The organism is Sphingobacterium corticibacter (assembly GCF_003076635.1).
Classification (GTDB): Bacteria; Bacteroidota; Bacteroidia; order Sphingobacteriales; family Sphingobacteriaceae; genus Sphingobacterium; species Sphingobacterium corticibacter.
Genome location: NZ_QDKG01000002.1, coordinates 194,575 through 210,133 on the forward strand (window position 1 = coordinate 194,575; position 15,559 = coordinate 210,133).

The 15,559-nt window shown below is 42.5% G+C and carries 17 protein-coding genes; 13 read left to right on the forward strand and 4 right to left on the reverse strand.

Annotated features, from left to right (window positions below; genetic code table 11):
* Positions 1 to 78: 78 nt before the first annotated feature.
* The 5 genes from DC487_RS06790 (at position 79) to DC487_RS06810 (ending at position 6,050) form a co-directional block, all read left to right on the forward strand.
* Entirely contained in the window at positions 79 to 3,354 is a 3,276-nt protein-coding gene (locus DC487_RS06790) for a S41 family peptidase (RefSeq protein ID WP_116775215.1), read from the forward strand.
* Between the two features lie 84 nt (positions 3,355 to 3,438).
* Positions 3,439 to 4,383 carry a CPBP family intramembrane glutamic endopeptidase gene (locus DC487_RS06795; RefSeq protein WP_116775216.1) on the forward strand — a complete coding sequence of 315 codons (945 nt, stop codon included), beginning with the start codon at positions 3,439 to 3,441 and terminating at the stop codon, positions 4,381 to 4,383.
* Positions 4,365 to 4,580 (forward strand): putative signal transducing protein, encoded by a 216-nt coding sequence (locus DC487_RS06800; RefSeq protein WP_116775217.1) that lies wholly within the window; start codon positions 4,365 to 4,367, stop codon positions 4,578 to 4,580. The genes DC487_RS06795 and DC487_RS06800 overlap by 19 nt, the downstream gene beginning before the upstream one ends.
* The gene (locus DC487_RS06805) at positions 4,580 to 5,380 is read left to right on the forward strand and encodes a phosphatidate cytidylyltransferase (protein WP_116775218.1); all 801 of its coding nucleotides are present in this window, start codon (positions 4,580 to 4,582) and stop codon (positions 5,378 to 5,380) included. Before DC487_RS06800 ends, DC487_RS06805 begins: the two co-directional genes overlap by 1 nt.
* 1 nt (position 5,381) lies before the next feature.
* The gene (locus DC487_RS06810; protein WP_116775219.1) at positions 5,382 to 6,050 is read left to right on the forward strand and encodes a DUF2461 domain-containing protein; all 669 of its coding nucleotides are present in this window, start codon (positions 5,382 to 5,384) and stop codon (positions 6,048 to 6,050) included.
* Here DC487_RS06810 and DC487_RS06815 read toward each other — a convergent pair.
* A complete protein-coding gene (locus DC487_RS06815; protein ID WP_116775220.1) occupies positions 6,044 to 7,234 on the reverse strand; it encodes an anhydro-N-acetylmuramic acid kinase in 1,191 nt (396 codons plus the stop codon). The two genes, DC487_RS06810 and DC487_RS06815, sit on opposite strands and share 7 nt — an antisense overlap.
* Before the next feature lie 72 nt (positions 7,235 to 7,306).
* Between DC487_RS06815 and gcvH the strand changes: the two genes are divergently transcribed.
* Complete coding sequence (gene gcvH, locus DC487_RS06820) at positions 7,307 to 7,687, forward strand: glycine cleavage system protein GcvH (RefSeq protein WP_116775221.1); 381 nt, start codon at positions 7,307 to 7,309, stop codon at positions 7,685 to 7,687.
* Between the two features lie 90 nt (positions 7,688 to 7,777).
* Here gcvH and DC487_RS06825 read toward each other — a convergent pair whose 3' ends face one another.
* The 3 genes from DC487_RS06825 to mqnB all read right to left on the reverse strand — a co-directional run bounded on the left by DC487_RS06825 (position 7,778) and on the right by mqnB (position 10,350).
* Positions 7,778 to 8,533 (reverse strand): DUF6263 family protein, encoded by a 756-nt coding sequence (locus DC487_RS06825; RefSeq protein WP_116775222.1) that lies wholly within the window; start codon positions 8,531 to 8,533, stop codon positions 7,778 to 7,780.
* Positions 8,534 to 8,653: 120 nt separating this feature from the next.
* Positions 8,654 to 9,640 (reverse strand): pyruvate dehydrogenase complex E1 component subunit beta, encoded by a 987-nt coding sequence (locus DC487_RS06830; protein ID WP_066754363.1) that lies wholly within the window; start codon positions 9,638 to 9,640, stop codon positions 8,654 to 8,656.
* Between the two features lie 86 nt (positions 9,641 to 9,726).
* A complete protein-coding gene (gene mqnB / locus DC487_RS06835) occupies positions 9,727 to 10,350 on the reverse strand; it encodes a futalosine hydrolase (protein ID WP_116775223.1) in 624 nt (207 codons plus the stop codon).
* Between the two features lie 59 nt (positions 10,351 to 10,409).
* Between mqnB and DC487_RS06840 the strand changes: the two genes are divergently transcribed.
* The 7 genes from DC487_RS06840 to DC487_RS06870 all read left to right on the forward strand — a co-directional run bounded on the left by DC487_RS06840 (position 10,410) and on the right by DC487_RS06870 (position 15,523).
* Positions 10,410 to 10,838, forward strand: coding sequence for a 6-pyruvoyl trahydropterin synthase family protein (locus tag DC487_RS06840; protein WP_116775582.1), 429 nt, complete (start codon positions 10,410 to 10,412; stop codon positions 10,836 to 10,838).
* A 5-nt stretch (positions 10,839 to 10,843) separates the two neighbouring features.
* Positions 10,844 to 11,482, forward strand: coding sequence for a GTP cyclohydrolase I FolE (gene folE, locus DC487_RS06845; RefSeq protein ID WP_116775224.1), 639 nt, complete (start codon positions 10,844 to 10,846; stop codon positions 11,480 to 11,482).
* 138 nt (positions 11,483 to 11,620) lie between these two features.
* Positions 11,621 to 12,256 (forward strand): O-methyltransferase, encoded by a 636-nt coding sequence (locus tag DC487_RS06850; protein WP_116775225.1) that lies wholly within the window; start codon positions 11,621 to 11,623, stop codon positions 12,254 to 12,256.
* Between the two features lie 22 nt (positions 12,257 to 12,278).
* The gene (locus DC487_RS06855; RefSeq protein WP_116775226.1) at positions 12,279 to 12,791 is read left to right on the forward strand and encodes a glycoside hydrolase family 73 protein; all 513 of its coding nucleotides are present in this window, start codon (positions 12,279 to 12,281) and stop codon (positions 12,789 to 12,791) included.
* Positions 12,792 to 12,834: 43 nt separating this feature from the next.
* Positions 12,835 to 13,686: a glucosaminidase domain-containing protein gene (locus DC487_RS06860; RefSeq protein ID WP_116775227.1), complete on the forward strand. Its 852-nt coding sequence runs from the start codon at positions 12,835 to 12,837 to the stop codon at positions 13,684 to 13,686.
* A gap of 65 nt (positions 13,687 to 13,751) precedes the next feature.
* Positions 13,752 to 14,513 (forward strand): hypothetical protein, encoded by a 762-nt coding sequence (locus DC487_RS06865; RefSeq protein WP_165799037.1) that lies wholly within the window; start codon positions 13,752 to 13,754, stop codon positions 14,511 to 14,513.
* Between the two features lie 2 nt (positions 14,514 to 14,515).
* Entirely contained in the window at positions 14,516 to 15,523 is a 1,008-nt protein-coding gene (locus tag DC487_RS06870) for a DUF3078 domain-containing protein (RefSeq protein WP_116775229.1), read from the forward strand.
* Positions 15,524 to 15,559 lie beyond the last annotated feature (36 nt).

Below are 15,559 nucleotides of genomic sequence, written 5' to 3' on the forward strand. Positions count from 1 at the left end.
ACTCTTAAATAGCCGGTGTCGAAGTTCGACACCGGCTATTTTTGCTATATTTAGCGCATTAATTAACCAACACTACATATGTTAAAAAAGGTTATACCATTTATGGTTCTCTTGGCAGGGCAAACTGTGACGTCTTTCGCACAAAATGAAACCTTGCTCCTTCGAAATCCGAGCATTAGCGACAGACATATCTCTTTTGTATACGGAGGAGATGTCTGGCTGGCAGACAAAAACGGCACGAATGCCCGCCGTATCACGGTAAATCCTGGCGTCGAACAAAATCCGATCTTCTCGCCAGATGGTTCCCAAGTTGCCTTTACAGGTAATTATGACGGCAATACCGATGTGTACGTCGTATCTATTCAAGGTGGCGAGCCACGTCGCGTTACGCATCATCCTGCTTCGGATGTATTGCGTGGATGGTTGAATAATAGTGAAGTTTATTTCACGACTTCTCGAGAGTTTACCTATTCTCTAGGATCGCGTTTATACAAATCCGATATCAACAAAGGCACAGATCAACCATTAACGATGCCCGAAGCTTATCAGGGATCGCCTTCGGCGGATGGAAGATATTGGGCCTATATCAAAAACGGAGATCCTACCGAACGTGATCGAGTCGCATTCAAGCGTTACCGCGGTGGTGGCATGCCGTCCATCTGGATTTTTGATTCAAAAACGCATCAGGTAGAAGTCGTTCCGGGAGAAAACTGTAACGATGTAAAACCAGTTTGGCTCGGCGATCATGTGTATTTCTTGTCCGACAGAGAAAAGACCGTAAACATCTTTAGCTACAACATCAAGACCAAGAAAGTCGAAAAACTGACGAATTTCACCGATTACGACGTGCGCTCACTGCAAGGAAAAGGCAATGAATTAGTATTTGAGCAGAATGGAAAGATCAATTTATTGCAAACAAGCTCCAAATCGGTTACACCTCTTGCTATTCAGATCCATGCAGATGCGCTGTACAAACGCCCTCACTATGTGCAAATGAAAGATGGCATCCGCGGTTGGAACATATCTCCCACTGGTCAACGGGCTCTTTTCGAATCACGTGGTGAAATATTCTCTGTACCAAAAGAGAAAGGTGATGCCCGAAATCTGTCCAATTCTCCGGGCACACATGAACGTTTTCCAGCTTGGTCTCCGGATGGCAAATGGATTTCATTTATCTCTGACAAAAACGGAAAATATGAATTAGTGCTTCGTGACCAAAAGGCAGAAAAAGAACCTACCTACATCAAATTGGGAGAAACCGCCTTCTATTTCCAACCAACATGGTCGCCAGATAGCAAAAAGCTATTCTATAATGATGCGCATTTGAACTTGTATTACATCGATGTAGACACCAAAACTACAGTAAAAGTAGATGACGATTATTTGGCATCGCATACAGGCCGTACGTACAATCACTTCCAACCAAGCTGGTCTACCGATTCGAAATGGATTTCGTATATCAAGGCCTTGCCAAATGGAGTTACAGCGGTTTTCATGTACAATTTGGGAACAAAAAAAACACAGCAAATCACCGACGGCATGGGCGCAGTACGCCAGCCGGTATTTACACGTGATGGCAAGTACCTGGTTTTCCAAGCGAGCACCAATACAGGCCTGACAAATTCTGGATTACACATGACGGCTTATGATCGCAGTCCGGAGTACAATACCTATGCCTTCATCTTATCTAGTGAAACACCATCCATCTTCAAAAACGAGAGTGATGAAGAAACGGTGAAAACTGAAACGGCAAATGCGGACAGCAACAAGAAAGGTGAAACCGATAAAAAAGACACAAAAAGCGAGGAGCAGGAAAGTAAAACTGCGAAGAGCAAGGATATTAAAGTCGACTTCGATCAGATCAATAACCGGATTGTCGCACTTCCAATATCAACCGGTGTTGGTCAACTAAGCGGATTAGTAGAAAATATGCTGGTTTACTCCAAAGGACGTAGCATTTTCACCTACGATCTCAACAAGCTCGAAGAGAAAAACCTCATCGATAATACCTACAGCTTTGTGATTAGTGCCGATGGTAAAAAAATGCTTTACCGTACATCGGAAGGATACTACATCATAGATGCCGGCAAAAAGCCTGTTGGCGCACCAGAAAAGCTGAAAGTAGATGATGTACAGCAGCTGGTAGATCCTAAAGCAGAATGGGATCAGGTGTTCAACGAAGTGTGGGCCATGCAAAAAGAATTTTTCTACGTAGAAAACATGCACGGTGTAGATTGGAACGCGATGAAATCCAAGTATGCGAAGTTTTTACCATATGTAAATCACCGCTCAGATCTTGGGTATTTGCTCAACGAAATGATGGGCGAAATGGTCGTTGGTCACAACTATATCTATCCAGGCGACGAGCCATCCACGCCATCCGTATCTGCGGGCGTTTTGGGTGCGGATTACGAGATTAGCAACAATCGCTATCGCATCGCGAAGATTTACACGCGCATGGATTGGAATCCTTCCTTTAAAGCACCATTGGCAGAGCCGGGGTTGAATATTAAAGAAGGCGATTACATCTTAGCCGTAAATGGAAAAGAGCTCACGGCCGATGTAGATATCTACAGCCTTTTTGACCATACGGTAGGTAAACAAGTAACGCTAAAGGTTAACTCGAAAGCTTCTTTGGACGGATCGCGAGAAGTGATTGTAAAACCGATCTCTTATGCTAATGAGGTAGGTTTGCGCCGTCAAAATTGGGTGGAGAAAAACCGTCAGAAAGTAGATGCAGCCAGTAACGGACAGATTGCTTACGTATACATGCCAAATACAGGTCGTGAAGGATATGATTCTTTCAACCGCTATTACTTCTCACAAATGGACAAAAAAGCCTTGTTGCTAGATGAACGCAACAATGGCGGCGGTTCAGTAGCCGATTATGTGATCGACTTGCTTTCTCGCGAATTGATCTCCGGATGGGGAATTCGCGATGGAAAAAGCTTCACCACGCCAGGCAATGGTATTTACGGACCAAAAGCCATGATCATCAATGAAAATGCGGGTTCTGGTGGCGATATGATGCCATACATGTTCCGTTTCAAAGGTTTAGGCAAATTAGTTGGACGTACTACGATGGGCATCTTGGTCGGTATCTCTGGTTATCCACCGTTATTAGATGGCGGAAGCATTACTTCACCAAACTTTGGGGTATTTGACCTGAAGGGCAATTACATCATCGAAAATGAAGGTGTCGCACCAGATATTTTTGTGGAGCAAATGCCAAAAGACTTATTGGAAGGTAAAGATCCACAATTGGAGCGAACCGTTAAGCTACTGTTGGAAGAGATGAAAACCTATCCTTACCAAGAAATGAAAAAACCAACAGATCCAATCCGGGTCAATTAATTGCTGATTTTTTAAAATCTTTCTAGGGGCTGCCTATTCATTAGGCAGCCCCTTTTTTTGGAAGATTTTACCTATTTTCGAGCTATGCAGTCACTTAAGTCACCTACCAATTCGCCCGGAGTTTCTCTTGTCATTCTTTTCGGATTGGTCTTACTTTGTTCTTTCACACTTCAACTCGTTGCCCTTTTAGGTTATGCTGCCATTTTTGAAAACGTGGGCGACCTGCTTGTTGCAGGACAAAATGCACTGGCTCTCGGAAGCGGCAATACGGGCTTTATGTACACGATGCTGGCCACCAGTAGCATTTCTACTTTCTTATTACCTCCTATTATACTGCAAATTATCGAACGAAATAGCGCGATTCAATATCTTCCCATGTCGCGAAATACACCGACGCTGTTTTTCGGATTGGCTGTGTTTTTTTTAGTCGCATTTAGTCCAATAATGAACCTCATCGGCGAGTGGAATAGAGATATGCTATTACCAGAATCTTGGAACGGCGTAGAAAGTTGGATGCGCCAGAAGGAGGACGAGATGGCGTTGCTGACAGAGAATTTAGTCATGAATGATTCCTTGTCTCGTTTGGCGTTGAATCTTCTGACGATCGCCGTGCTACCAGCCATAGCGGAAGAATTTTTCTTCCGCGGCGCTTTACAAAATATTTTGGGGCGATGGATCGCCAATAAACATGTCGTTATTTGGGTGACGGCCATTATTTTCTCCGCGATCCATGTGCAATTTTTTGGCTTCTTACCGAGAATGCTTTTAGGAGCCATATTCGGCTACATGTTGGTATTAACCAACAACATATGGATTCCGATTTTGGCGCATTTTGTCAACAATGCTACCGTGGTGTTTGTCGCTTTTTACTACAGCAAGAAAGGTTATTCCTATCAACAATTGATGACGGACGATCCGTATCACATCAGCCTTTATTTTGTGAGTTTAATTGCGAGTGTCGCCGTAGGTTGGTATTTTTATAGGCAATCAACAAAATTAAAATCCAAACTATGGAACCAGGCTGGGTAAAAATAAATACGTATAGCATTGTGGTGGAGGCAGAAATTGTGCGGCAAATGCTCATCGAGAATGATATTCCGGCTGTCGTGGTCAACAAACAAGACGTCTACGTCCGATTTGGCAATGTGGAATTGTACGTACAGCAAGAGAATGAAGCCGCAGCCTTAGAACTGATCGATCAACAATCCAATAATCCGGTCGATTAATGCTTCAACGTGCCATTACAGGAGCGGTTTTTATCACCGTATTAATTGGATCTGCGTTAGCTGGAGCCACCATCTTTATCCTCTTCTTTTCGTTAGTTGGCGTTTGGTGTTTGTATGAATTTTTTGGTATGGTTCGTCAACAGCAAGATGTACTTCCAGTGACTGGAATCGGAATATTGACAGCGGTATTGCTCGGTTCATTGTTGGGTTTATATCACTTAGAGCTGCTATCATTGTATTACAGCGCGATCATCATTCCTTGTATCAGTTTGATTTTTATTGTACCGCTGTACCGCGGGAATGCCAAGCCCTTTCACGATATCTCCTATACGTTGACTGGTTTGTTATACACCGCATTTCCATTTTTCTGTTTTGTAGCACTCGGATTTATCCGCGGATCTTATCAGGCACAGATCCCACTTGGCTTTTTATTCATGCTATGGAGCAATGACACGGGCGCCTATCTTGTTGGGCGTAGCATTGGGCGCACCAAATTATTCGAACGCATCTCGCCTAACAAAACATGGGAAGGATTTTTAGGCGGATTGGCTTTTGCTTTGGGAGTCGCTGCTTTGTTATCTCATTTTTATCCGATCTTGCCGCTGTGGCAATGGCTGGTAATGGGATTCATCATCGGTACTTTTGGCACCTTGGGTGATCTGGTCGAATCCATGTTAAAAAGGACATTAGGCGTAAAAGATTCGGGTAATATATTACCCGGACACGGCGGTTTATTAGATCGTTTTGATGGCTTGTTGATCGCTGCACCTCTAGTTTGGGTATTTTTACTTTTAGTGTAATATGACTACAAAGATCTATCCAACAACTTTTGCCTTTTTGAGTGACTTGGCGGAGAATAATAATCGCGAATGGTTTCAAGAACACAAGGCACGTTATGACGCTGCTCAACAGAACATGAAAGAGTTTGTACAGGCAATTATTAGCCGTCTTTCGGAAGTAGACCCTCATATTAATAAAGATATTAATCCTGCCAAATGCCTATTTAGGATTTATCGTGATGTCCGTTTTTCGAAGAATAAATCACCTTACAAAAACTGGCTAGCGGCGGGTATTTCTGTCGACGGGCGCAAATTAGCTGGTCCAGAATATTACATTCATGTAGAACCTAACAAAATATTTCTTGCGGTTGGTTATTGGCGTCCTGAAAAGCATCATCTAGATCTGATCCGTCAGGAAATTGATTATAATCCTGAAGAATTGCATTCTGCGTTGAAAAATGGACAGTGGGAATGGACTGATTTAGAGACAGAAGATAAATTGGTCAGACCTCCAGTAGGATATGAAGCAGATCACCCACAGATCGACATCCTCAAATTGAAAAGTTTTGTTTTGAACCGCGAAGTCCCACAAAGTGTGATGGAAAGCGACGGTGCGCTAGATACTGTACTTAAAATCTATACGTCTTGCCTGCCATTCAAAAACTATATTCATCAAGCCATTGATCAATAAGGAAAGCTAATCTTTCCCATACAAACCGCTGGTGAGCCAGCGATATGTGCTACATGTTCTGGCGCTCCCGCAATCGTTTCATTGGCTAAAACGGCAAATAACGCCGCTTCTTTTGCATCCGGATCGAATCCAATCGCATCGAATGAGCTCACGCGACAATCCGTTAATCCTTGCTGAATTCCCTGCATTAAATGCGGGTTATGCAATCCTCCACCACTGACATAAACGGATACAGCGTCAAGCTCATTGACCGCAAGACGTATGCCATCCACCACACTATCAATTGTGAATTGTGCCAGCGTTGCTAAGATATCTGCGTGATCTAAATCGGTCACCGTCACCTGTTGCATTGCTTGGTCTAATAGGGACAAATTGAACAATTCTGGCCCAGTTGTTTTGGGGAAATCTTGCGTTAAAAATGGCGTTTCTAGCAGCACTTTTAAAAGTTCATCATGCACTACGCCCCGACGTGCTAATGCACCATCACAATCCATCTCTTCATCCAAATACTTTTGCATGTATTGATTCATCAACGTATTTCCAGGCCCTAAATCCGTCGCATAAGCGGATAATCCGGAAGATTGCTTCGGAAGGAAGGTAAAGTTGGAAATGCCGCCGATATTTAATAAGATGCGATATTCTTCTTCGGAAGTGTATAATAAAGCATCGCCATACACGACCAATGGTGCGCCATCGCCGCCCGCGGCAACATGTTTTTGTCGAAAATCAGAAATCGTGATAATACCGGTTTTCACCGCAATATGATCGCCATCTCCGATCTGCAATGTGCTGTTCAGTTGGTGGGAGTGACTACCTTTTGGCGCATGAAATACCGTTTGCCCGTGGCTTGCGATGAGGTCAATATCTTCGTGCTTCAATCCCCAAGAGCTCAAACTCGAAAGTACGAGATCGGCATGCACTTGTGCTACCTTCACATGTAGTGTGCTCCACAACAAGTGATCTACCTGTTGCTGCGCGAATATTTGCTTCACCTCATTCCGAAAGTCAGCGGAATAGGATGCTGTGGCAAAGTTCAGCAAACGAAGCTGTGTATTTGTACCGCTGCCTGAGATCTGACATAACGCGATATCCAATCCGTCGAGCGACGTACCAGACATTAATCCGATGATCAATCGCTCTTTCTTTTGAGCGATCTGATAGAGCTTTTCGATCTGCGTATTCATTCAAATAAAGTTACATTTAACTTTTGGATTGTCGACCGATAATGATAAATTTGAAAAAACTATAGAGAAATAATGAATTTTCCAGCAGATTTAAAGTATACAAAAGATCACGAATGGGTTCGTGTGGAAGGTGATGAAGCCGTTATCGGTATTACGGATTTTGCACAACGTGAGTTGGGTGACATCGTTTTTGTAGACATCAGCAGTGTTGGCGAAGAGGTAGCAGCAAATGAGGTTTTCGGAACAATCGAAGCAGTGAAAACTGTTTCTGACTTGTTTATGCCTGTTCAGGGAACGGTTCTTTCTGTGAATGAAGCCATTGACGCTTCTCCAGAATTGGTAAATAATGATGCTTACGAAGCAGGATGGATTATCCGCGTCAAATTAAGCAATCCAGATGATGTAAATGGCTTACTATCGGCTGAAGAATACAAAGCAGAAGTAACTTCATAAAAACCGATTAATCCGGTTTATTATAAAACAAAGAGAGCGGCATCTGATAAAGATGCCGCTCTCTTTTGTTTTATAAATATCGCCCGCCGCTTATTGCTTTTCCATTACGGTCTTATTCGTAATCGAAGCACCTTGCGCATCGACCTTCGAAGTAACCTCTGACTTGACAACAACAAACGTAGTTGGATCGTACAAATTAAAACCGCTTGCGGTGATACTCATGGCACCAGCTTCATCTGCAGGTTCAGACTCTAGATTCACACGAATCAAATCACCCTCTTTACCAGCATAGGTCAATTTGTAGTTCAATTCTACTCCCAACTGCTCATTAGGCACAGACATTGACCAGCTTTCTCCTTCTGCGATAGGTTGCTCTGGAAAACTTGCCGCGCTAAACATCGACTTAATATCGCCTATACCAGCGAAAGCTTCTGCATCTGCTACTTCAATTACCTCAGCGCGATCATTGATTTTTACGTTGATATCCTTCTTCAATAATGGAGCAAACTGCTCACCCATCTGTTGCGAGACTGGATTGCTATCATCTGGATTCTCCGAATCATAAGACATCATCATCATTTGCATATTCATGTCCATTTTGATAGACTCGATCTGCGATACGATATTGAATACTTGATCGGCACCTTTGTCTTTCGCAGTTTGTGTCATGACCATATTGATATCCATGATCATAGACTGTTCTCCTTCTATATCCATATTCATAGCCGTATTATAGACTAATTTTTCTCCGATAGGAGGATTATATCGAAAGGATACTTTTTCCTGCGCCTGCACGCCTAGCGCTACGGCTAGAAACAAACAAACACTTAATTTTAATTTCTTCATGTTGAGTTACTAAGTATTTATGATAGCTAAATATAACAATTATGGATGGTATTTTCACTAAAAAAGGAAACCTCCATGCTTAGGGCATGGAGGTTTCCGAATGACTTTAGTATTAAAACCTTACTTTTTGATGTAAGATACTTCTTTGATAGCTTTCACTACTTTCGTGATGCTCGGAAGAGATGCTTCTACCAAAGTAGGCGCATAACCCAAAGGTACATCTGCCGAAGTAACGCGTGTAACAGGCGCATCTAAATAATCAAATGCATCTTTTTGAACGCGGAAAGTGATTTCTGAAGAAATCGAAGCCAAAGGCCAAGCTTCTTCAACCACGACTAATCTGTTAGTTTTCTTCACAGAATTAATGATCGCTTCGAAGTCAATCGGTCTTACGGTACGTAAGTCGATCAATTCCACACTGATACCTTCTTTTTCTAGTTCTTCTACTGCAGGAATAACCACACGTGGCACCATTTTACCGAAAGAAACTACAGTTACATCAGTACCTTCTTTAACCACTTTGGCTTTTCCGATCTCGATGTAGTATTCTTCCTCAGGCACCTCGCCTTTATCGCCATACATCACCTCAGATTCCATAAAGATTACTGGATCTGGATCGATGATCGAAGATTTCAATAAACCTTTTGCATCATAAGGATTCGAAGGTACTACTACCTTCAATCCTGGTGTATTAGCATACCAGTTTTCAAAGTTTTGGGAGTGTTGTGCCGCCAATTGACCAGCATTACCAGTCGCACCGCGGAATACGATCGGACAAGAAAATTGTCCGCCACTCATCTGGTGAATCTTTGCTGCTGCATTGATTACCTGATCTATAGCTACTAGGGAGAAGTTAAACGTCATGAATTCAACGATTGGCTTCAAGCCGTTCATCGCCGCACCCACGCTGATACCTGCAAAACCAAGCTCTGCAATTGGCGTATCAATTACACGTTTAGCACCGAATTCGTCGAGCATACCTTGACTTACTTTGTAAGCGCCATTATACTCAGCGACTTCCTCGCCCATTAAAAATATCGTTTCATCTTTGCGCATCTCTTCGTTCATTGCTTCACGAAGCGCTTCTCTGAATTGTATTTCTCTCATCAGTATTAGTGAATAGTCTGTTTTTCCATGGCAAAGCTACTACAATTTATCGAATTATGGTAGTGGGATTCAAGTATTTTACTTCATCAACGCTGCTGCGAAATTAAGTATCCGCGCAACCATTCGTGTAGCTTTTGAATCGCTTGTGGTATATCCCAACGACTTGTATCTCTAGGCTCTACATAATTGGAAATCGCACGAACCTGTACCACAGGCGTGTTTTTTTTATGCGCAGCATGCAGCACAGCTGCACCTTCCATAGATTCAATGGTTAGATTATTTTCCAACCGCTTACGAACCGCTTCGATCGCGATGGCATTACCATGCACTGTATTGACGGTGATGCCATGTACTTGTTGCAAACCAGTTGGCGCTATAGTGCCGGCGATGGAATTTGAAAAAAACAGGGATTGGCCAAACCCCATTTCTTCTATGGAGAGGAATTTTTCTCGGTTTTGAGCTCCCAGCTCGATCAGTCGATCCTGTACCACTTCCACCACATCGCCGATCAGTAAATCCGAAGAGAATGATCCTGCTATGCCCACGTTCAATAGCAAATCATATTGTTTTGTAGCCAGCTTTTCGCCGAGCGCAAAGGCAGTTTCCACCATACCTACACCAGTAACAAGCACGTCAATTCCTTGCTCATGCAAGAATGGTAAGGAAGGCTCTAGCTCGTACTTCGTAGCTGCGACAATTAATATCTCCATATGAAATTTCGGTATTCTCGTACAGACAAAGTAACTATTTTTTGATGTATATTTGGCATATGGTCTATATCACACGTCGCGAACGTTTTAGTGCTGCGCATAGATTATTTCGGGCTGATTGGTCAGACGAAGAAAATTTGCGCGTATTTGGCAACTGCTCCAACCCTCATTGGCATGGCCATAACTACGAGCTATTTGTTACCGTAAAAGGTGATATCAATCCTGCGACGGGGTTTGTGATGGATCTAAAACAGATGAAGGCGATCATCCACGAATTTGTTATCCAACATGTAGACCATAAAAACATCAATCTGGAGGTCGCTTTTATGAAAGGCAAAATGGCCTCTACAGAAGTGATCGCGCAATCCATATTTGAAGTCCTGAAACCATCTTTTGACCAAGAAGGTGTGGTGCTACATTCCGTAAGATTGCACGAAACAGAAAACAACTACGCTGAGTATTTCGGCACTAATACCCCCATAAAATAATTGACATGAACAATTTGCACCATTTGGATGACGACGACGACGAAGTGGAAGGATACCGCAAAATCGATCAATATAACACCAAAGATGTGGAACGTATCGCGGCACATTACACCGATATTCTGGATGCTTTGGGAGAAAAACCAGAGCGCGAAGGATTAATAAAAACACCCGAAAGAGTCGCCAAAGCTTTGCAATACTTGACGCATGGCTACAATGTGGACGCCGCAGGATTATTGCGCAGCGCCATGTTTGAAGAAGAATATAGTCAAATGGTCGTCGTGAAAGATATCGAAGTGTACTCCATGTGTGAACATCACATGCTACCATTTTTCGGAAAAGCGCACATTGCCTACATTCCGAACGGACATATCGTTGGCCTCAGCAAAATTCCGCGTGTGGTCGATGCTTTTGCTAGAAGACTGCAAGTACAAGAGCGCCTCACCAATGAGATTAGAGATTGTATTCAAGAAACTTTGCAGCCGAGAGGCGTAGCCGTCGTGATGGAGTGCAAGCATATGTGTATGGCGATGCGTGGCATCCAAAAACAAAACTCCGTAACGACTACTTCAGCCTTTACTGGTGAATTCCAAAATGATGTTACCAGATCAGAATTCCTACGTCTGATCACCGCATCTTTAGATTAAAAATAATCGAATATCCGATCAGGTCTGCATGCTGTAGACCTGATTTTGTTACCCACACATTTTACACAAAAACCTATAAAACAGTCGATTAACAATTTTTAACTTGTCTATGTGACGGGAATAAGTATATTTGTCGCGATGAATATGCCTGATGAGAAGTATAGCGAGTACCTGGAAAGCACCTGTGATCAGGAGCCAGCGCTATTAAAAAGGATCAATCGGGAAACGTATTTGAAGGAGACAAAAGCGCATATGCTATCCGGCCATTTTCAAGGTCGGGTCTTGTCGATGTTAAGCAAATTGGTGGCTCCGAAGCAGATTTTGGAAATCGGCACTTTCACGGGATACGCTACATTAGCTTTAGCAGAGGGATTACGTGCTGATGGCATTATTCATACGATCGATATTGATGAAGAGTTACAAGATCGGGTGCAGCATTATTTTGACCAAGCCGATCAACGAGAGCAGATTTGTTACCACATTGGCGATGCATTAGAAGTTATTCCGACGATTGAAGGGCAATTTGAACTTGTTTTCATCGATGCAGACAAGAAACGAAACAAAATCTACTATGAGATGGTTATAGACAGGATTCCTTCTGGCGGACTGATTCTGGTAGATAATGTGTTGTGGAAAGGTCGCGTGCTAGACGAAGCACCCGACAGTCAGACTAGACAAATTTTAGAATTAAATACTTTTTTAGCGGCAGATCAACGTGTTGAAAAACTGATCTTGCCCATTAGAGACGGGCTTTTTGTGTTACGCAAAAAGTAATGGTTGAACCAAAAAACGGACTATGTTAAAAAATTGGATGAAGGTACTATGTGTACTTTTTATCACGGTAACCATCGGCACATCATTATGTACTGCACAAAGCAAATACACGCCGACAAGTTATCTGGAAAAACACAATAAAGCTGCCAAGCAGCTTATGCGGGAAACAGGAGTACCCGCTTCTGTCATCTTAGCAATCGCAATTCACGAAAGCGCTTATGGTAATAGTCGAATTGCCACGTACCTCAACAATCACTTTGGCATCAAAGGCAAAAACAGCAGCAAAAAAATAAAATCTGCTTACAAAGGTTATGATTCTACACTCGCTTCATATCGCGACTTCGTAGAACTACTACAACGTAAAAAATCCACACAACCTCTTTTCTTGAAGCATGACTCAGAAGATTACCAATCTTGGGTCAAAGGAATTGCAAGATCTGGATATTCTACTTCTGGAGATTGGTCTCGCAAGGTCTTAGCCACGATTGATCGCTACGATTTGGATCAATACGACGAAAAGACAACGCTTAATTAAGCATACGTATATTAGTCATTTATTTTATTCCTATAACTAATTGATGGGATACAAATTCGGGTTTGCCATACTCTTAAGCGCGTTGTTAGTTTTCTCTAGCTGTAGCTCGAGAAGGCCGGGTACTTTACGTACCTCGAAGACCTATCCCTCTTCATCAAATAATAAACCTAATTCTTCCGTAAAGTCTGGCGGACAAGCAACTAGCACAAGTGGCAATGCTTATATTGAACGATATAAGAGCATTGCGATAGCTGAAATGAATCAATATGGCATTCCTGCCAGCATTAAGTTAGCACAAGCTCTTTTAGAGTCTGGTAATGGCAACAGCTATTTGGCAACTCAAGCAAATAATCATTTTGGAATCAAATGCGGTGGCGTATGGAGAGGACGTAGCATTACACGCCCTGATGATGGTCCGAACGATTGTTTTCGCGTTTATAACAATCCTGATGACTCTTTCCGTGATCATTCTCAATTTTTGCTCCGCAAAAGATACGAAGCACTTTTCACGCTCAAAAAAGATGATTATAAAGGTTGGGCGCACGGGCTTAAAAAAGCCGGTTACGCCACCAATCCGCGCTATGCCTATTTGTTGATCGATCTTATTGAGCGATACGATCTGCACCAATATGATAGAGCAGAAACCTATGTGGAGCGAGAAAGACGCGAGGTTCAGGTTGAGGAAATCATCACGGAGAAGGAAGTGTTTGAGGAAGTCGTGCCGCCAGAGGAAGTAAAGAAACCTGTGGCCATGATTATTTACCAAGTCAAAGCCAACGATACACTGTACAGTATCGGTCGGCAATACGGCCTGTCAGTAGAGGAGCTAATTCAAATAAATGCCTTGGAAGACGAGAATCTTGATATCGGTCAGCTAATTATTGTTTCCAAATAAAATAGCATCTCCAAAAAGATGTTAAATATTATAAATCTTCTCTCTGAACATGTAGTTTTACGGTAGTGAACCTATTCATCTATATCATCGCCTTTATGCTATCCATTCTACCTTTGTTTTTGCAGGGGCAGATTCAACTGGAAGGGATTGTCTATGACGAAGAATCTAAAGATCGACTAGGAAGAGTACAAATTTACAATCCTAGAACACACCAGCGCATATTTAACAATGCCAAAGGCGAATTCCGCTTAGAGGTAGAACCCACAGATACACTCGTTTTTATCAAGGATGGTTTTCTGGCAGACACCCTTGCCGTACCGAAGAACCAAATTTTAGTATTGTCTATGCTACGGGATTTTCGGTATATTGAGACGGTTAAAGTTAATGCGCGCAGATCGCCGATCGAGATCTACGAAGAATCAAAGCGCGTGTACCGAGATGCCTACAACTTAGCAGATCCAGGATCGTTGATTAGCGTAGGACCGACCGGAGCTGGATTAAGTATCAATGCCATCTATAATTTATTGAGCAAAGAGGGGCGCAACGCCCGAAGATTTACCGCGTATATGCAGCAAGTCTATGAAGATAACGTCGTTGATTCTATCTTTACGCCTGATCTTGTAAATAATTTGCTCGGTCTTGAGGGTGATCAGCTTCAAAATTTTATGATTCGATATCGCCCTTCGTACGCATTTGCCACGCGCGCAAGTCATTATCAATTGACACAATACATAAAAAGTAAATACAATATGTTTAAAATATTGCCAGATTTGCGACCTTTGCCAGAACTACCCAAGGTAGACTTTGACGTTAAACAAGAAAATTAAGTATGAAACAGGTAATTTACTTCGTTGCGATAGCAACATGTGTAGGCTTGGGGTATAATGCCAATGCACAAGATTTAAAAGATCTTCGGGCACTGCCAGACACCAGTATCGTTGGTAGCCGTGCCAATAAACCACTAAGCATTCGCAATGTAAACGTACCTATTCCAGAATTGGGTTTATCGGTAGATTATTGGAAACACTGGACAAAAATTGGATTCAACCTCAATCAAGCATCTTTTAGCGACAACTGGAGAGATGGTGGAATTAATTCCATGGCCTGGGCCACTACTGCCTGGCACAAGTCCGAGTATAATCGCAACGACTTTAACTTTACTACGGAGATGGATTTGCGCTACGGTGTACTATCCACTAAAGATCAACGCGCGAGAAAGAACGTAGATCGAATTTTTTGGGACAATAAATTGGCCTACAAATTCTCTAGTAATTGGTCTATATTTACTTCTGTTGCTTTTGAATCAATCTTCGCTCCTGGATATCAAAATCCATCAGAGGAAGTTCGTGGCCCGATCATTACCCGCTTTATGTCTCCAGGCTATTTAACGGAAACGCTGGGTTTGGAATACAAACCAGATAATACTTTTTCTCTACGTTTTGGTACCGGTGCTGCTCGACAAACATTTGTATTGGATTCAGATATTCCAACAAATGGACAGGTTAATGGTGTAGACACTCGATTTGGTGTCTTACCTGGCAGAACCATGAGGAATGAGCTCGGTGTGCAGATATTGGCAAATTTAGACCGAGATCTATCTAAAAACCTGCATATCAAATCTAGATATCAGCTGTTAGCTGATTACAGAGAATTAACAAATCCTGATCACCGTTTGGACGTTACTTTAACAGCGAAAGTCACTCGGTTTATCAGCGTTACTGCTAATGGTACATTACTATATGATAGAACATGGAGATTTGAAGATGAAACTAGCCCGCGCGTACAATACAGTCAAGCATTAGCAATGGGTGTATTATTTAATTTCCCAAGACAATAAACGATTGGTATACTTTCCAAGGACTAGATAGACAAA